Below are 17,616 nucleotides of genomic sequence, written 5' to 3'. Positions count from 1 at the left end.
TTAATGTTTAGCAACAGTAGCATTGATCACTAACTTAAACTAAGGGCCTATTTATGATAGAAGCTGTGATTGCTTTAATTATTATTATCTTAGAGGCGCTCCTAGTTAGAAAGATTACTTCTTCAAAGCATGATATTCATGCAGAAACTAAGCCTATTAATATAAGTAATAAAACAGAGGACTTTAATTACCCTTATTACATGAATACGGCTCTTATTAATCTACGTTCGCAAGGAGAACAATATCTCTTTGCTGGTGGTTATAACAAACCAAATAAATTATATTTAATTAAAAATGAGCGTCTAATTGATGTTTCTAATCAAGTTGGTTTAAGAGATTCTTCTAATATTACTCACTGTGTTATAGCGGTTGATGTAAATAATGATGATTTTCCTGATTTATTTGTAGCTCAAAATGACGGATTTTATTTTTATGAAAACAGGCAAGGTATTTTCAATATTAAAAAGCTTAATATTGAAATTGATAAAAACCTCATCCCTATTTCTATGGCTATTACCGATACTCAACAAAACGGTTTAATTGATTTATTTGTAACTGCTTATAGTAAAAAGACTGATGATAATCAACTGATAAATCATTACCAAAGTTTTCTGTTTAAAAATAAAGGAGATAATACCTTTGAAATTTTTAAGAAATAAGTTATTTATTTTAGGGCTTTTAAGCCTTAATACGAATGTTTATGCAGACTTAACTGATTTACACCGATTGCAACAAGCTTACCCAGAGTACATAAAATCTATTTCTAAAGATTATATTGTTTGGGCAGATGGCACCCACATGGCAACTAAAGATAAACGAACCAATAAAACGCCTCAAGAAAAATTAGATTTTCCTTCTTTAACTGACCAAATTAAAAATGTTTGTTATGAGCTTGGCATACCTGCAGATCCTAAAGCTTTCCGGCCTAAAGCTGATCCAGGCCGAATACGATATGAGCCTTTTTTTCGTAAAATGTATGGAAATTCTAAAGAGGAAGTAAAAACACATTTAGTAACCATTTATTGGATGCCCAACCAATTTGGCAATAAATATCCGCTTCGAGTCACAACCGTTAATCAAGTTAATCAAAAATTACAAAAAATATCGCAAGAGTTGGAGAACCTCGTTACTAAACATCCCGAATATATCCCTTTTTTAAGTAATCCAGGTGGTACGTTTAATTGGCGACTTATTGCCAATACAAATCGTCTTAGTAATCATAGTTTTGGCATGACTATCGATATAAATTCAACTAACGCGGATTACTGGCAATGGGATTTAAAAACCAAAGGTAAACCCATTAATGAAACGACACCTTTAACTTACCATAATAATATTCCTTGGGAAATTGTACCTATTTTTGAAAAATATGGCTTTATCTGGGGAGGTAAATGGTACCATTATGACACGATGCACTTTGAATATAGGCCTGAATTGCTGCTACCGTGTTAGTTGATTCTTCATTTACCAATTTTTCACTTAGTTTAAGATTTAAAGGTTTCCAGACTTTCTTAATATTTTAATTAATAAATTAAAATATTAATGTAATGTGCTAAATTTAACATGACCTAATACATATTTTAGTAATTTAATTAAAATTTATTAAACTATTTTGGCTTGAGTAGATGACATTATTCTTATTAACCACATTAAGAAATCTTATTTTCATATGGAAAGCGAGTTAACTTTATTAAATGTGAAATAGGTATCAATTTATATGCCCATACTATAAATTAAGCATCAATTTAATACATGCTTATCAGCTTACGAATGACAAATAAGTTGAAATTGCGAAAAAAATAGCATACATAACGTGAAGCGCAATAGGTATAAGATATTTACCAACTTTAGGTAAAATAACATACAGTGTAAAAATACCTATTAAGATTACAACGGGATTAAAAATTACCATCCACTTAGGGTAATAAGTATTTCCATGCCAGACTAAATAAATGAAAAAAACAGATAATACTTGTAAAATAAATCGCGTAATTGCTAAAAAAGCTTTATCATAGGATTGGTATACGCGTATCACCCGGCTTAAATCCTTCGTTGCTATTTGCACTTGCAAGATTAAACTAAAAACTGTCTTTAAACTACTCCATGCTAATTGCACAATAAAACTATACACTGCTAAAAATACAATAACGGCAGGCATAATTATTGTATTGGGAGCTAACATTTTGTATAGATGCCAAAAACCTAAGCTATAAAAAGGTGCGATAAGTACAACAATAAAGTAACCACCTTTTAAATAATTTTTAGGCTTGTTTAAGATAGATGATGAAACGTCAAGCGCATTTTTTTCAATGGTATTTTGTAAAAAAAACTCCCCTATTCCTACTAAAATTGCGGCAATGCAGCCAATAAATCCTGTAAGAATAAGGGCATCCATTAAGCTTCTCCTTAAGCTTTATTTCATTAACTAACTGAGCTTTTTAGCTTATTTACACATTACTTAAAATCAAACAAGGCACTATCTCAGTGCCAGTCTCTATCACGTGTTCGATTATGCGGTCTGCGAAATAAACGAAAAATAATAAATATTAAGCCTGCGATAATTAACCAAGAAAATAAAGCACTACCAAAGCCATGTCCGAAAAATAGACTAGCTAATAAACCTCCCATGATAAAACCTGCTAAACCGCTTCTCCATCGACTACCGGGACGGTTATTTGCATAGGATTGTTTTGGCGCCGTTTTACTGTAGGAAGAGGTTGAGCGAGGGAAACCTATTGCGCGCCCCCCACCATAACGTTTCGCAGCCGCTTCATTAACTACTAAACCAAAAGAAAGCAAGGTAATCATCAGTAAGGAAAAAATTGTACGCATAAAATAACCTTATCTAAATTAAGTACCATCATATTAACATGAAAATGAGGGAATGAATGCGAGTTTGCTAAAGATTGTTTATCGCTTAATACGATGCGGATCAAAGGCTTCACGAATAGCATCTGCGAAAAGATTACTGGCAAGAACCAGTGTAAACATAAAAAGGAAAGCTGCCATCATTGGCCACCAAACAACAGGTTCTCGCGCAAGCTCAAGCCGAGCACTATTAATCATATTTCCCCAGCTAATGGTCATAGGCGAAACGCCAACGCCCACATACGATAAAACAGCTTCAGCTAAGACTAAAAAACTAAAATCAAGCACGAGATTAATTAATACGATTGGCATCATATTAGGTAATAAATGTTTATAAAGAATTCGCCAAGCACTACTACCTAATGCTTTCGCTGCGAGGACAAAATCAATTTCTCGCAACTTAAGAGCCTCTGCGCGTAAAATTCGACATAAACTAGTCCAGCTTGTAATACCTAGAATTAAACATAGCGCCAAAAGACGGGCATCCGCACTTTCCTCTAAAGTAGGAAAATCATTAGGGTGATTAGCAATGTATGTTTGCATGGATAAAACTGATGCAGTAATCAGTAATACACCTGGAATAGAGCTTAACGTTGTGTAGATGTACTGAATAATATCATCGATTAAGCCACCAAAATATCCTGCAGCAATGCCAAAGATAATAGCTAAAGGCAACATAAATAATGTTGTAAGTGTACCAATGATAAGCCCTGTACGAATACTTTTAATGGTGTAATAAAAAATATCCTGACCAATTTTTCCTGTCCCAAACGGGTGAAAATTGCGTGATAACCAATAACTAGCAAATATAAAAAGTAAACATAAAAAGAAAGTAATTAGGCCGCAAATCAAACTAGAACTTATGATAATTTTATTTGTTAAAGAAAAATATATTGCCCCACCTATAATTAAAAATAAAACAAAGGCAATCAAACTTTGCATCAACGATTTCTTAAGCAGAAAAAGGATGAGCTTTTGTTTTTGCTCTGTTGTTTTAATCTCTGCTGGTGGATACTTTAAACGTGGGTAAACTTGCTGTGCTTGTCCGTTTACAATAGTTGTTTCCAGAGTATATAGATTTAAAGCTAGAGGAGCAGAATAAGTTTTTTCATAAATCTGACCCGCTGGCGCTAAGAGCTTATCTAACAGAGAAACTAAATTGCTACTTTCTTGTTCATTACTCGCACGGAAATGAATTGAATCTAAAACACCTATGATAAGAAAAAAAACGAGAATAATGCCTGCACTTACTGCAATAGGATTATTAAGTAAATAACGAAATGAACGTCTAACGGGTTTTTTGTTTAAGCTAACTATTAACGCTATAAAGCTAACGATAATTAAAAGTAAAAACCATTGATCAGTCCACAATAATTCCATTAATTTAGCCTTACACGAGGATCTGCCCAAAGATAAGAAAGATCCGTTAACATCAAACCGATGATATATAATACGGAACCTAAAAAGACCATTGCTCTTACAATAGCAAAATCTTGTTGCCCAATTGCATCAATAATGTAACTACCTAAACCTGGCACGCCAAAAAAAGATTCTAAAATTAAACTTCCCATAAATAAGGAAGGAATAATTACGACAACGCCGGTTAAAATAGGCAACATAGCATTTTTTAAAATATGTTTAAACAATACCCGTGATTCAGATAGGCCTTTTGCACGAGCAGTTTTTACATATTCTTTATTCATTTCTTCTAGAAATAAAGTGCGATACCATCTGGAACCTGCACCGATACCACTTAATACAGCAACCAATACCGGTAGAACAATAAATTTTACACTATTTAATCCATCATCATAACCGGAAATAGGTACCCACCGAAGTAATTTACCGAAAACATATTGCCCGCCTATAATATAAAACAGGCTTGAGATTGACATTAAAATAATACAAATAACCACCCCACTTAAATCCAGAAAAGTAGAGCGGAAAAAACCCATTCCCATTGCAAAAATAATATTCACTAACATTCCCAAAATCAAAATAGGTATAGCAATTGCTAAACTTGGCCACATACGGTGAGAAATATCAAAGCTAATATCTCGTCCGGCATCTGACATACCAAAATCAAAAATAAATAATTTTAATGATTTTTGAAAGAATAATGTTTGGGTTAAGGTTTGTAATCCAGTCTTAGTGTCATTGTAAAATAGAGGCAAATCGTATCCATGCTGCGCTTTCCATTGGGCAATAGCCTCCGGTTTTATATGTTTTTGGCCAAGTTGCATACGTGCCATATCATCAGGTGAATTAACCATAAAAAATAAAGCAAAGGTAAGAAGATTAATACCAATTAAAATAGGAACAGCATAAAGTATACGTCTAATAAAATAATAAATCATAATTTAATTCGCCTAGCTAATTGCCTTTGAGTTCGTCGATAAACTAAAAAAATAGGTAATATTAAAAGAAGAAATAAAAGCAATATAATCACTAGTAGCGGCCATAAAATAGGGTTATTCCATAAAAGCCTAAATTTATTGCGCAATGAAACATCAATGCTTATATACTTTAAGGAATTTAAACTAATTGTGTTAGGTTTTGTTAAAGACAGCCATTGTTGAGTTAGAATAAAAGTCTCTGTATTTATTCCCCAAACCCAAGGTGCATCGTGCCTTACTATTTCAACCATCCTGTCAATTATTGCTTGACGTTCCATATCATTAGGACGATTTTTCATTAAATTAAATAATTTATTATATTCTTGGTTATCATAATTCGCGGCATTCTCACCACCATGCCGAACTTTGCCATTACTACCATAAAGCATAAAAAGAAAATTTTCAGGATCAGGATAATCAGCATTCCAGCCCCAACTAAAAATTTGTGCATTACCATTGCGCATTTTTTCTTGAAAACGATTGTATTGTGTTGCACGTATGTTTAAATCAATTCCAATATTAGCAAATTGTTTACGCATCCATTCTAATTGTGATTTATCATCAGGCCCGCCTGTTATAGGTACATCATAATGTAAAATTAATGCCCTTCCAGTACTTTTATCACGACCATTAGGGTAACCTGCTTGCCTTAGTAACTCTTTGGCATCTTGGATAGAACGCCTTTCAATGCTATTTCCATTCCAGCGGTAAACATAAGGATTAATGCTAGCCTTCCCTAGCTTGTAACCAAAAATTCCTGGTGGGATTGGCCCTTGAGCTGCAATCCCTCGACCATTAAAAAAAATAGCAATATTCTCTTCATAATTCACCGCAATAGAAATTGCAAGTCTAAGCTTACGTGCTCGTTCACTATTACCACCGACAATAGGATCTAACATATTAAAGCCCATATAATAAATACTAGGATCAACAGTAGTTGTTAAATGCATTTTTTTAGCTTGCATCTCTGGACTTAAAATAGGTTTTCCTTGCGAATTAATTTGTATAGCTTGTGCGTAACTGTCCGTACTGATTCCTGATGAATCATAATAGCCCTGCAGAAATTTATTCCATCTAGGAATTGCCTCTTTTTCAAGTGTATAAATAGCTTGGTTAATAAGTGGTAATCGTTCCCCTAAATGATGCGCATAACCAAGTTGCTTATCCTCTTTACTTGCATTGGTAGGGAAATATTCTTCATGAAAGTTGGGATTCTTATCAAGAATCATACGTTTATTAGGATTATTTTCACTGAGCATGAAAGCGCCAGTGCCAACAGGATACCAAGCAAAACTTAAATTTTTATCATCCATTCCAGCTTGACTATAAAATTGATCAACTTCCCACGGTATAGGCGCAAAAAATGGCATGGCTAACCAAAATATAAATTGCGGATATTGGCCTATAAGGGTAATTTCGAATGTATAATTATCTATCTTACGTACTCCGCTTAAAGAATATTTGCGAAGATCAATAAATCCTGAGGTTGGTAAGACTTTTGCAAACTCTTGAAACCCCATAATTTTCTCATTCATCAAACCATAAATGGGTGAATTTATAACAGGATTTGCTAAGCGTTTAATTTGGTAAATATAATCATCAACTATTAACTCTCTAGTTCCTGTATAAGGAAAATCTGCTAATTCGCTAATATCATTTTCATCTAAATAAGCCGCGGTTAAATTTAAGTAACGATATTGCCCTGTTTTATCTTTGGCAAAAGCTGGATGCGGTTGGTATAAAATTCCTGGTTTTATCTGCAAAGTATAAGTTGTATAGGCAATATCTGTAGCATCAGCCATAACGGGTTTTAATTGTGCATTTAAATATCGTATGGTAGGTATTGCTTTAGCGACTAAAGGCACAAGTTGGTAAGGTCTAATAAAGTAATCATATTGAAGAAGTGGTTCATAAATTTGAGAGATAAATTGATATTCATTACTAGAATATGAGCGCGCTGGATCTAAGGTTTTAGGCTGCTCGCTAAATGAAGAGTAGTAAATCTTTTTATTTGACTCACTGTGAGGATAAGGATTATTAAGTATCCAATTGAATGCATACCCAGGTAACCAAATTAACAGCAAAACTAAAACAAAAATCCTTTTTGTATAACGTTTTGCCAAAATCGTAATCCTAAGAAATAAATTATTATACTAAGCTTTTTTAATCTTAAAGTGAACAGAAAAAATTTTCTACTGCTAGTTCATAAACATATTATGATAAATTTTAGAATTATTCTATTTTTTATAAAATATTTTAAGTAACTTTTATCGAATTTTTAATTTTAACTATTAGTGCTTTTTAATTTTAAATTATTCCTCTTTTTTAATTATCTTTTCGATATTAATAAGCTTATAATATAGATTATTTTTTTAATAAATATTTTAATTATTTAATTATATTTTGCTAATGAATTTATGAATCACCAGGAAATTATCTTAATTAACTTAAATCAATTTCTTAAAATATTAAAAGAAATTTATCCAGGTATTGATCATTCTTTTATAGAAAAATTAAGCAAAATACTGTAAGATGAAGGCTTATGCTTCGGCTTTGCTGTAGCTTATGGTGCCATGTACGCGACAGGTTTTTTGCCATGGTGGAAAGCTGCTCTTAAAACAATACTTGCATTAGATCCAAAAGACATTACTCCTGATCTATTAAAAAGAAAAATTGTCCTACCGCAAGCTAATCAACCCATTACTTTAAATGAACTTTTCACGCGCTTGTTAAATTATATTGTCTTTAACCAGGCAGATGTTAATTGTAGTAGCCTACCTTGGCTTGTTAGCGAACAAGTTAACTTTTTATCACCTGACAATATTTTTTTTGAAATACTGCAAAATAATGAAATTAGTAGACTAAAACATAGAGAAGTTTTGGCTGGGCATTTTTCAAAAGAATTTTTTAGAATCATTTTAGATAATAGCAAAGGCTTAAGTGATAATATAGGTTTAATTCATTCATTTGATCACACTATTCAATTCGGATTAAAAAAAGATGGAAAATGACTATTATATGATCCCTCTGCTGAGCTTGATGATCCAGAAGAAATTCATGAAGAATTCGACAGTATAGAAGAATTAATTGATAATGTTTTTGACATACAAGGCTCAGACCTAGTTATCGAGCTTGCTTCAATTAAAAACAATTCTATCTCTTTACCCAAGGTTAACATGACATCTTCTAGAATATTAAAACTCCTACTAGAAGGATTCGGTTTTCATCAGATTATAAGCTACACACCTTATCATCTTAAAAGCATATTAAAGGTTACAAAAGTAGATGCTGATATTGCGAATTTAGTTGCTGAAGCTTTAATTAGAGAAATGGAGGAGCATTGGAATGGCTGGGAGTTGGTTGACTATTTCTGTCCAGAATATTTACAAAAAATTTTAGATGTTTTAGAAAAACACATAGCTGGACCAGCAATAATAGCAATTCTTTTAGCAAAAAAAGATGATAACTATATTAGCACTTTAGAAAAAATGTTAATAGAAAATAAGATTGATATTATAAAAGTATTAAATATAGCTTTTCAATTTAAGAAAGCAACACCCCTTCTTCAACCTCTTTTATCCGAGAGTTTAAAAAAATATCCAAAGGGAGCCCAAGTATATGCACTAATTGAAAATTACTGCATTAATTCCTTAAACAAGAAAAGATCTTTTTCAACTTATTCAAACACTAATAATCAAGCACTTAATTTATTATTTTCTTCAGAGAGCTCTAATAATTCATGGCAACAAAGAATACAGAGAAATAAAATAGACGATCAAAACATTTTTAAACACCCTAAAATTATTTAGTTTTAATTCTCATAAATCAAAATAAGTACTATGATAAATTGTCATCTTATGCAGTAAATTATTATACTTTTCCACTTTATCCTAAAGCGAGTATAGTGATGGATCTATTAGAAAAAATTGTCTTTTTAGAAAAAGAGGCTGCTCAATTTGGTTTTCGTTGGGAAAATGCCAAGCAAATAATGGCGCAAATTGAAAGCGAATATCTTGAAGTAAATGAGCATCTACCTAACTTGGCTAAAAATTCTCTAAACAAGAGTTTGCAAGAAGAAATTGGCGATCTATTACATGCTGTTTTTTCTCTTTGTGTATTTTGTCAATTTGATCCGAAGGCAACGTTAAACTTAACGTTACTTAAATTTGAACGTAGGCTTCATGCCGTTAAAGAATTGGCAATAAGTCGCGGCGAGACAAATTTAAACAGCTATTCTTTTAACCAGCTAATGGAGCTTTGGGAGCAAGCTAAAAAGAAAGCAGATAAATAACAGTTAATCAAAAATTGATTTAAAAGAAGTAGTCCTGCGTAAGAATTTTAATTTAAGTACAAAACAGTTTGACATGTGGAATTAAATTTCTCAGTGCTCTTAGTATTTATATGCATATTTACCACTCATGAACATCTTCCTGGATACCGCGAACAAGTCGCGGTACGTAGGACAACGGTAATAACATTTAAATATCAAAGAATGATAGAAATTACATTACATAGAAATAAAGCTAATCAAGTAGTCTACTTAACTCGTTATAAGCACATTTATTTTCAAATTTTAGGTAATGCTATTTTCTATATTTATAACAGCATTCGTAATATTTTCTTGACTTTCTGGGTTAAAAAATCGCAATGCATAATTATTTCCTACTATAGTTTTACTTTCTAAATTCTCAACTTCACTTTCTAAACTATTATCGTCACTTAAATCATCGTTATGATATTTTTCTGATTCTTTTAAAAATAAAGTTGCATCAGCTAACGAAAAATCTTGCGCAAAATCCTGCTCTAAATTTTCTTTAACTAGTAATTTCCATTTCTCATAGCGAGATTTTAAATAACGAATAAGAGCATCAACAGAATAATCTTCAGGATCACTTTGATTAAGGCTAGCCTGAATAAGCTCTCTGGTAGATTCATCCTCCACATGAACCAAACTTTTTTCTAACATTATCCTTCGATGAACTGACAAAGAAGATGTGATTGTCTCTCTAATAATAGATTCAAATACTGTAAAAGGCGTGTCAGCAATTAACGTTATCATTGCAAATTTCTCATCTTGAAAAGATTTAGAAGCTACAAAATTCTTTGGTAAAATAAGTTCAGATACACCTTCATAATTTTCTTCTACAATATAAGGAATTTTTTTTAAGGCAGATAACTTTAAGGGTTCTTTTAACATTTCAAAATCAAGCGCTTCAGCCATATCAAGACCAAAGGCTAAACATTTATTGTCTAAATCTGCTAAACCATAATTGCCCGAATGAGTGTCTATTTGACCGATAAAGTACCAAATGATAAAGATTGATATAAGCCCTTTAACCTTTAAAAAATCTTGTTCTGTTAAACCATAACATCCTTCAGAAAAATTTTTTATTTTACGGCTAGCAATAAAAAATTGATTATTCTCCTCTAAAATTTCCATTTCCAAGCCATAGCCCATTAATTGCTGAAATATCTTGGCGCATGCTAATTCGACCTGAGCTGCATATTCGCTACGTCGATACAAAATAAAAAATTCATTATCAAAAAAGGCGCTATCTTTACAAGCGAAATTAGGCAAAGCTGTATACCCGTAATTAAATCCTTGTTCGGGCGATCCAAACTTAAGCTTAATATTACTAAAATCTTTAAAACTCTTATACGTCATAATATTTTTTAATAAAAGAAGCAGATTATACGTACTTTGATATTAAAGTACATAGTTTTAACATTTAGGTGTGTTTATAATTTCTAAGATCAAAAAAATTACAATAAGATTACTTAATTATTAATTAGCAATTGGTTATTTAAATTAATAAATGCAGGATTGTTTACACAGATTTTATTAACAGATTTGAATATGTTACATTGATAGATTGATACAACTATTTTTTTACAATGATTAAAAACGTAAAACCAGTCATTCGATTTGCCACCTTAGATGATGCTAAAGCTATTGCTAAAGTTCATATATTATCATGGCAAGCTAGCTATAAAGCTTTTATCCCAAAGAGTATATTGCAAGCTCTTTCTGTAAAAGAAAGGACTAAGCAATGGCAAGATTTAATGAATCAAGAGGTAAAAGTATTAATTGTTGAGGTTGAACAAAATATAGCTGGGTTTGTCAGTATGTGTATGCTTCGAGATATTTATCCCAGCCCATTAAATGGCGAAATAAGTGCTCTTTATTTACATCCTACTTATTGGCGTTTAGGATTAGGAACTAAGCTTTGTCAAGCTGCTTTCTCTGAATTAGCTAAGATGAATTATCAATATGCCTATGTTTGGGTACTCTCTGATAACCATCAAGCCTGCCACTTTTATGAAGCATTAGGGTTTGAAAATACGACTATAACAAAGCTAGAAGAATTTTATGAAAACGGGGCGCTTCTGAAAGAAATTCTTTACAAGAAAAAAATATAATTTTTTTCCTGTAAGGACTCAATAATTTAACTGAATTATTTAGAAAACTATAAATTTAAACGATTTTACAAAATAAGTAGCATGAGTGTAAGCCTTTAGGCCGGAACCCGGGTTTCACTTCGTTACACCCAGGCTACTTAATCGTTCTTTACTATCAAATATTTTTATTGACTTAACAATAACATTCAACCTGAGATAGAAAGAAAAAAATGCTCCTCTTTACACGTTAGAACGCTTAAGGTCAAGATTACATTAAAATTAGTTCAAATACTGCAATAAATCCTCTTCGTTTAATACTGGCACCCCTAACTGATTCGCTTTATCTAATTTAGAGCCAGCATCACTGCCAGCAATGACAAAATGGGTTTTAGCTGAAACACTACCGGTTACTTTAGCGCCTGCTGCTGCTAATTTAGCCTTGGCTTCATCACGGCCCATGCTTGCAAGCGTGCCGGTAAGTACAACTGTTTTACCATACAAAGGATGTTCTTTATTAAATTCTTGCTTAGGCGTATCTGGCCATTGCACACCAAAAGCAATTAATTTATCAATCACTTCAATATTGTGCGCTTGAGCAAAAAAATCAACAATATGTTGCGCAACCACTGGCCCTATATCTTTAAGCATCATTAATTCATCTACTGTAGCTGTCTTTAACGAGTCTATGGAAGCATAATGGGATGCCAGAACACTGGCACCTACTTCTCCAACTTCTCGTATTCCTAAAGAATAAAGGAATCGCTTAAAGGTTGTCTGTTTACTTTTTTCTATCGCTTCCAATAAGTTTTCTGCCGACTTTTTACCCATCCTTGGCAAATCAATTAAATTTTCTAATTTTAACTGATAAAGATCGGCAACATCTTTTACCAATTTTGTATCAACTAGAAGATCAACAATAGCCTGTCCTAGACCATCAACAAACATGGCTTTACGTGACGCAAAATGCCAAATAGTACGTTTAAGTTGTGTTGCGCAAAATAAACCGCCTGTACAGCGAGCAACCGCTTCTCCTTCTTCACGTACGACATCTGCACCACATACAGGACATATTTTTGGAAGGGTAATAGGTGTTGTATGTTCTGGTCGCTTCTCTTTAACGACGGAAACTACTTCAGGAATAACATCACCAGCACGACGAATAATCACTGTATCACCAATTAAAATATCTTTACGAGTAATTTCATCCATATTATGTAGTGTAGCATTACTAACTGTAACACCTGCTACATTAACAGGCTTAAGCCTTGCCACCGGCGTTAAGGCACCAGTACGACCTACTTGAAAATCAACAGCAATAATTTCAGTCATTTCTTCTAAAGCTGGATATTTATGCGCGCATGCAAAACGAGGCGCCCGTGCAACATAACCTAATTCTTGTTGTTGCGTAATACTATCTAATTTATAAACCACGCCATCAATTTCATAAGGTAGCGAGAGTCGCTTATTAGCCATACTCTCATAATAAGCTAAACAACCATCTAAACCCTTTGCTTGTTTATTTTCTGGAGAAATTCTAAAACCCATATGATGCAGTAGTTGTAATTGTTCAAAGTGACTATTAGGTAACGAACTACCTTCATAAGTACCAATACCATAATAATAAATAGCCAGGGGTCTTGATGCTGTTATTTGTGGATTTAATTGTCGCAAGCTTCCCGCTGCTGCATTACGAGGATTAGCAAATGTTTTTTCACCTGCTTCTAGGGCACGCTCATTCAGTGCCTCAAAACCTGCTTTAGGCATATAAACTTCGCCCCTCACTTCAATAAAAGCGGGTGGATTTTTTATCATTAATTTAAGAGGAACAGCAGAAATAGTTTTAATATTTGAAGTAATATTTTCACCAACAGCGCCATCACCGCGTGTAGCAGCATGGATTAGCAAGCCATTTTCATAGGTTAAATTAACAGCCAATCCATCGAGCTTAGGCTCACAGGTAAAAAGTAAATCATCTTCTTTACAATTTAAACGATCAGCGACTCGCTTAACAAAGGCATGTAAATCTTCAGTTGTAAAAACATTACCTAAAGAAAGCATGGGTTGTCTATGTGCCACAGGCTCAAAAGCTGTGACAGGCTGTACGCCTACGCGCTGGGTAGGTGAATCACTACTAACATATTGTGGATACTGATTTTCTAACGCTTGCAATTCGCGAAAACAACGATCATATTCGATATCGGGGACCAAGGGTTCATCAAGAGCATAATAATGATAATCATATAATCTAATTTGTTGGCGTAACGCCTCTATCCTTTCTAAATTTTTATCCAAACTCATTATCCGCCAACCTAAAACAATTAAATTGAAAAAAGATAAGTATGAACAGTTCATCGAGTTGCATCAATACAATTATTTATCTTAATTAAAATTATATAAGTTGTTTTTAAACACTTGCCGAGAGTTTTAAAATTATGGTATAGAATGAACCAACGCTTTAAACACGGCTTAAATGTATGGACCTGCCACGTTTGCTCTTTATATCTTTTATCTTATTTTTTTCATTTACTTCTATAAGTCATACGCAAACACTTGATAAACATTATGGTATCGCTTTCATCCATGGCAATAATGATCATCGCGCTGATGCAGAAGGTGGCTATTGGAAAAGAGAATTAATTGACTCTTTAAGATCAACTTTACCTAATTCAGAAAATTATATTGTGGTTGGCTGCGACTATAGTCAGTATATGTGGCATGAAGATGCTGCTGGCTGTACAGCAGATCAATTATTATCATTTATCAACAATAAACATATTAGTAAATTAAAAGTTTATGCGCATTCAAACGGCGCCAACGTTATTCGCTGGATTTTATCTAACCCAACCTATGATGAGCGGTATTTTTTACTATCTAAAAAGATAATTGAGGTTATTGCCCTTTCTCCATCTAGCGGTGGCACCCCACTTGCTGAAGAAGTTGTTGAGGGTAACTTATTTGAATCCTCAGTGAGTTGGTTAATTGGCTATCTCAATGATGCTGTTCGGCAGCAACGCATTACTGATATGGCAATTTATAATAATGAACTACTATATGGTAGTGTAGGTCAGCCATCACTCTCTATTCCTTTTCGAACCATCATTGGTACTGATGTCACAGCCTCCCCTTTTAATCGAGCAAGTTACTGTAATGGGTATAGTTACAATGCAGGTCTTAAAGTAACCAAACTTTATTTAGATAAATGCGCGGATGGCTTTTTAGAATGTATATCACAACGCGCTGTTGGCTCAATTTGGTTTTATGATATTCAAAAAACAGAACATAATAATGCATTAAGCCATAATCAAAGTCGTCATAGTTGTTTTGGGCTTGACGCAATATTAAGTAAAGATTTAGCAAATGGAGCGGCTTAATGGATAAATTATTCTCTTTTTTTTTAACTGCCGGGTATTTGAGTCAAGTTTGGGCAATAACCCTACCTAATCAACAATTAAAAGAATATGAATGCGCTCATTGCGACTCCCTTTCACATGTTCCTTTAAGTACCTCTTGGCCTATTCATGATAAACTTTTTAAACCTAATCTTACCAAACAAAAAAGTTCTAAATATCATTTAGAAGTAACTGCCTCAGAGCTCCAGCAAGGCGTGCCTATTTATACATTAGCGCCACAAGCTATCATTCGTATCGTTCCTAACAATAAGAAAATAGTTTTACACGATTCAGTACTTTATCTAGCTAAAGGCCCAAACATAAAGCTTTCCTTTTTGGAAGCATCCACTTTATCGGAAAATAAATCATTAGATTCATCCTTAAGTAATTTAGACAAAGTTATTGAATTAAAACCTGAACTCGGTAGTGGGCAATTCATATTGTCATTAACTGACTTTACTATTTTAGCAACAGAGCGTTTTCAAATACGGATATTTGATAAGGCCTCAACCTCCTATCTTCATGTAGAAACGAATCAGCCTTATTACCAATATGGAGATGAACTTATTACCACTGTTTTTTTAACAAAAGACAAGCAGCGAACTCTTGTTAATTCTATTAAAGCAAGCCTGCTAAGCCCAGATGGTGAACACTTACCAATTACTTTAGAGGAAATTGAGCCAACCCTTTATCGCGGTAAAATAAAATTAAATAATGAAAAAAATTTTCCTGGTCAAAACTGGTATGTTGAAACGGATGTAAATGCTAAAGTTGGCGATCAAACTATCAATCGACATGCGCATACAGCTTTCTCTTACGCTATTCCCTCAGCACAAGTGACGCAAATTACAAGACTCCCTTCTTCGTTAAGATTTGTTGCAACTATTAACGTCGCTACAGGCAGTCGTTATATGCTTCAAGCTGTTCTTTTTAAAGGAGATCTACAAGGCAGAAAGAATGCAATAGAAATTGCTCAAACAGCCCATTGGATAGCGCCAGGTTATTCTACTTTAATAATCTCGTTTAAACATAAGATTGATAAAAAAGAACATTCACCGTATTATTTGGGATCGATTCAACTCATCGATTATGGCCAACTTAAACCCGTGTATGAACACAATTCGCCTATCGATATTTCTCATTTAGGTTAATATGATTGGATGGTCTCAGTTTACACTGACACAGGGAATAATAGCGCTATTAGCCTTTCAATGTTGTTTTATTTTCTTCTTTTGTCGACGGTTAATCGGAATTCAGCAGCATACTGATGACCAATTTAGCAAATTACAACAGCTCATCGTAGATGAGTTACATCAACTGCAACTTGACCTACAAGATCACCACCAAATTAACCAACAACGTATTTTAGAGCAGATTAATCAAGGGCAATTAACTAATCATCAACTTATCAACCAAACCATTCAGCAATCTATGACAGATGTGCGAGAGCAAATTAATCATAGTTTTATGCAGCACGCTCATTCGTTAACCTCTCATTTACAAAGCTTAACTGATGAGATACGTAGTCATTTAAATAATTTAACTCAACAAGTTAATCATAAGTTAGCTGAAGGCTTTGAAAAAACATCAACCACGTTTACGGATATAGTGAGACGACTTACTATCATTGATGAAGCGCAGAAAAAAATAACAGAGCTTTCATCACATGTTGTTAGTCTGCAAGATATTTTAGTAGATAAACGCGCACGAGGCGCTTTTGGTGAGGTGCAACTGGCAACACTTATTGCCAATATGATTCCTAGTTCACACTATCGAATGCAATATACACTAAGTAATCAAAAACGTGCTGATTGCATTTTATTTTTACCTGAGCCTACAGGGCATGTTGTTATTGATGCAAAATTTCCCTTAGAAACTTATCAAAAATTAATGTCTACTGATGTAAGCTCTGTAGAAAGAAAACTCCTACATCAGCAATTTAGACAAGACATTCAAAAACATATTAAAGACATAGCTGAAAAATACATTATTCCTAATGAAACAACGGACGGCGCTGTCATGTTCATTCCAGCTGAAGCTATTTTTGCAGAGATTCATGCCGGCTATCCTGAGATCATTGCCTTATCACAACGTCTTAAAGTATGGCTAGTCTCCCCTAGTACTTTAATGGCCGTTTTAACGACGGCACGTGCGGTTCTTAAAGATGATGCTACGCGTAAGCAAGTCCATATTATTCAACAACACCTGCAAGCCCTTGCGCAAGATTTTCATCGCTTTGAAAAAAGGATGGATAAGTTATCAAAGCATATTGATTTAGCTCATCAAGATGTAGGTGAAGTCAGTATTTCAGCGAAAAAAATAACCCAACAATTTCAAAAAATTGAAGCTGTTGATTTGCTGGTGCATGAAGAATAGTGCGTTTTAATTCTTCATTATTACTCGTATTAAATAGGTATAGCCATATAAATAATGCTGCGGAAATAATAGTTTAGCAGTGCTTACTTATACAATTGTTTAGAGCTATAACACAACACGTATTTGGTACAGTATTATTAATAAAAGCAGCTTATGTAGGTAGAGAGTCGCCTACTTTGGGTATTAAA

General features: G+C 33.4%; 16 protein-coding genes. 9 read left to right on the top strand and 7 right to left on the bottom strand.

Annotation, left to right across the window (positions count from 1 at the left end):
* Positions 1-53: 53 nt before the first annotated feature.
* Both DYH30_RS04710 and DYH30_RS04705 read left to right on the top strand, forming a co-directional pair.
* Complete coding sequence (locus DYH30_RS04710; RefSeq protein ID WP_115330536.1) at positions 54-659, top strand: FG-GAP repeat domain-containing protein; 606 nt, start codon at positions 54-56, stop codon at positions 657-659.
* The gene (locus DYH30_RS04705) at positions 640-1,452 is read left to right on the top strand and encodes a M15 family metallopeptidase (RefSeq protein ID WP_207385796.1); all 813 of its coding nucleotides are present in this window, start codon (positions 640-642) and stop codon (positions 1,450-1,452) included. Before DYH30_RS04710 ends, DYH30_RS04705 begins: the two co-directional genes overlap by 20 nt.
* A 307-nt stretch (positions 1,453-1,759) precedes the next feature.
* Here the strand turns inward: DYH30_RS04705 and DYH30_RS04700 are convergent, their stop codons facing one another.
* From DYH30_RS04700 to DYH30_RS04680, 5 genes are all read right to left on the bottom strand, one after another.
* Entirely contained in the window at positions 1,760-2,395 is a 636-nt protein-coding gene (locus tag DYH30_RS04700; protein WP_115330534.1) for a DUF6796 family protein, read from the bottom strand.
* A gap of 86 nt (positions 2,396-2,481) precedes the next feature.
* The gene (locus tag DYH30_RS04695) at positions 2,482-2,832 is read right to left on the bottom strand and encodes a DUF1517 domain-containing protein (RefSeq protein WP_115330533.1); all 351 of its coding nucleotides are present in this window, start codon (positions 2,830-2,832) and stop codon (positions 2,482-2,484) included.
* 78 nt (positions 2,833-2,910) lie between these two features.
* Complete coding sequence (locus DYH30_RS04690) at positions 2,911-4,248, bottom strand: ABC transporter permease (protein WP_115330532.1); 1,338 nt, start codon at positions 4,246-4,248, stop codon at positions 2,911-2,913.
* Positions 4,248-5,225 carry an ABC transporter permease gene (locus DYH30_RS04685; RefSeq protein ID WP_115330531.1) on the bottom strand — a complete coding sequence of 326 codons (978 nt, stop codon included), beginning with the start codon at positions 5,223-5,225 and terminating at the stop codon, positions 4,248-4,250. Before DYH30_RS04685 ends, DYH30_RS04690 begins: the two co-directional genes overlap by 1 nt.
* Positions 5,222-7,345: an ABC transporter substrate-binding protein gene (locus DYH30_RS04680; RefSeq protein ID WP_423202841.1), complete on the bottom strand. Its 2,124-nt coding sequence runs from the start codon at positions 7,343-7,345 to the stop codon at positions 5,222-5,224. The genes DYH30_RS04685 and DYH30_RS04680 overlap by 4 nt, the downstream gene beginning before the upstream one ends.
* 492 nt (positions 7,346-7,837) lie before the next feature.
* Here DYH30_RS04680 and DYH30_RS04675 point away from each other — a divergent pair, with 492 nt between their 5' ends.
* The 3 genes from DYH30_RS04675 to DYH30_RS04665 all read left to right on the top strand — a co-directional run bounded on the left by DYH30_RS04675 (position 7,838) and on the right by DYH30_RS04665 (position 9,555).
* Positions 7,838-8,275, top strand: coding sequence for a hypothetical protein (locus tag DYH30_RS04675; RefSeq protein ID WP_115330530.1), 438 nt, complete (start codon positions 7,838-7,840; stop codon positions 8,273-8,275).
* A gap of 165 nt (positions 8,276-8,440) precedes the next feature.
* Positions 8,441-9,073 (top strand): hypothetical protein, encoded by a 633-nt coding sequence (locus tag DYH30_RS04670; protein WP_115330529.1) that lies wholly within the window; start codon positions 8,441-8,443, stop codon positions 9,071-9,073.
* Positions 9,074-9,171: 98 nt separating this feature from the next.
* The gene (locus DYH30_RS04665; RefSeq protein ID WP_115330528.1) at positions 9,172-9,555 is read left to right on the top strand and encodes a nucleoside triphosphate pyrophosphohydrolase family protein; all 384 of its coding nucleotides are present in this window, start codon (positions 9,172-9,174) and stop codon (positions 9,553-9,555) included.
* Between the two features lie 282 nt (positions 9,556-9,837).
* Here DYH30_RS04665 and DYH30_RS04660 read toward each other — a convergent pair whose 3' ends face one another.
* The gene (locus tag DYH30_RS04660; protein WP_115330527.1) at positions 9,838-10,929 is read right to left on the bottom strand and encodes a hypothetical protein; all 1,092 of its coding nucleotides are present in this window, start codon (positions 10,927-10,929) and stop codon (positions 9,838-9,840) included.
* A 230-nt stretch (positions 10,930-11,159) separates the two neighbouring features.
* On the opposite strand from DYH30_RS04660, the gene DYH30_RS04655 reads away from it, so the two are divergent.
* On the top strand, positions 11,160-11,684 hold the full coding sequence (locus DYH30_RS04655; RefSeq protein ID WP_115330526.1) for a GNAT family N-acetyltransferase: 525 nt from the start codon (positions 11,160-11,162) through the stop codon (positions 11,682-11,684).
* A 258-nt stretch (positions 11,685-11,942) separates the two neighbouring features.
* Here the strand turns inward: DYH30_RS04655 and ligA are convergent, their stop codons facing one another.
* Complete coding sequence (gene ligA, locus DYH30_RS04650) at positions 11,943-13,961, bottom strand: NAD-dependent DNA ligase LigA (RefSeq protein ID WP_115330525.1); 2,019 nt, start codon at positions 13,959-13,961, stop codon at positions 11,943-11,945.
* 176 nt (positions 13,962-14,137) lie between these two features.
* On the opposite strand from ligA, the gene DYH30_RS04645 reads away from it, so the two are divergent.
* From DYH30_RS04645 to DYH30_RS04635, 3 genes are read left to right on the top strand one after another with little or no spacing between them, the layout of a single operon-like run.
* The gene (locus DYH30_RS04645; protein ID WP_115330524.1) at positions 14,138-15,034 is read left to right on the top strand and encodes a hypothetical protein; all 897 of its coding nucleotides are present in this window, start codon (positions 14,138-14,140) and stop codon (positions 15,032-15,034) included.
* Positions 15,034-16,203: a DUF4785 domain-containing protein gene (locus tag DYH30_RS04640; protein WP_115330523.1), complete on the top strand. Its 1,170-nt coding sequence runs from the start codon at positions 15,034-15,036 to the stop codon at positions 16,201-16,203. The genes DYH30_RS04645 and DYH30_RS04640 overlap by 1 nt, the downstream gene beginning before the upstream one ends.
* Position 16,204: 1 nt before the next feature.
* Positions 16,205-17,428, top strand: coding sequence for a DNA recombination protein RmuC (locus DYH30_RS04635; RefSeq protein WP_115330522.1), 1,224 nt, complete (start codon positions 16,205-16,207; stop codon positions 17,426-17,428).
* Positions 17,429-17,616: the final 188 nt, after the last annotated feature.

It is taken from the genome of Legionella busanensis, assembly GCF_900461525.1.
GTDB classification, from domain to species: Bacteria; Pseudomonadota; Gammaproteobacteria; order Legionellales; family Legionellaceae; genus Legionella_C; species Legionella_C busanensis.
The sequence above is the reverse complement of the archived record's forward strand: the minus strand, read 5'-3'. Positions and strand labels throughout refer to the sequence as shown.

Coding starts and splice junctions, on each gene's coding strand:
- DYH30_RS04695 (WP_115330533.1), bottom strand. CDS start 2,832: ATGCGTACAATTTTTTCCTTACTGATGATTACCTTGCTTTCTTTTGGT.
- DYH30_RS04665 (WP_115330528.1), top strand. CDS start 9,172: ATGGATCTATTAGAAAAAATTGTCTTTTTAGAAAAAGAGGCTGCTCAA.
- DYH30_RS04675 (WP_115330530.1), top strand. CDS start 7,838: ATGTACGCGACAGGTTTTTTGCCATGGTGGAAAGCTGCTCTTAAAACA.
- DYH30_RS04700 (WP_115330534.1), bottom strand. CDS start 2,395: ATGGATGCCCTTATTCTTACAGGATTTATTGGCTGCATTGCCGCAATT.
- DYH30_RS04640 (WP_115330523.1), top strand. CDS start 15,034: ATGGATAAATTATTCTCTTTTTTTTTAACTGCCGGGTATTTGAGTCAA.
- DYH30_RS04670 (WP_115330529.1), top strand. CDS start 8,441: ATGACATCTTCTAGAATATTAAAACTCCTACTAGAAGGATTCGGTTTT.
- DYH30_RS04690 (WP_115330532.1), bottom strand. CDS start 4,248: ATGGAATTATTGTGGACTGATCAATGGTTTTTACTTTTAATTATCGTT.
- DYH30_RS04655 (WP_115330526.1), top strand. CDS start 11,160: ATGATTAAAAACGTAAAACCAGTCATTCGATTTGCCACCTTAGATGAT.
- DYH30_RS04685 (WP_115330531.1), bottom strand. CDS start 5,225: ATGATTTATTATTTTATTAGACGTATACTTTATGCTGTTCCTATTTTA.
- DYH30_RS04635 (WP_115330522.1), top strand. CDS start 16,205: ATGATTGGATGGTCTCAGTTTACACTGACACAGGGAATAATAGCGCTA.
- DYH30_RS04660 (WP_115330527.1), bottom strand. CDS start 10,929: ATGACGTATAAGAGTTTTAAAGATTTTAGTAATATTAAGCTTAAGTTT.
- ligA (WP_115330525.1), bottom strand. CDS start 13,961: ATGAGTTTGGATAAAAATTTAGAAAGGATAGAGGCGTTACGCCAACAA.
- DYH30_RS04645 (WP_115330524.1), top strand. CDS start 14,138: ATGGACCTGCCACGTTTGCTCTTTATATCTTTTATCTTATTTTTTTCA.
- DYH30_RS04710 (WP_115330536.1), top strand. CDS start 54: ATGATAGAAGCTGTGATTGCTTTAATTATTATTATCTTAGAGGCGCTC.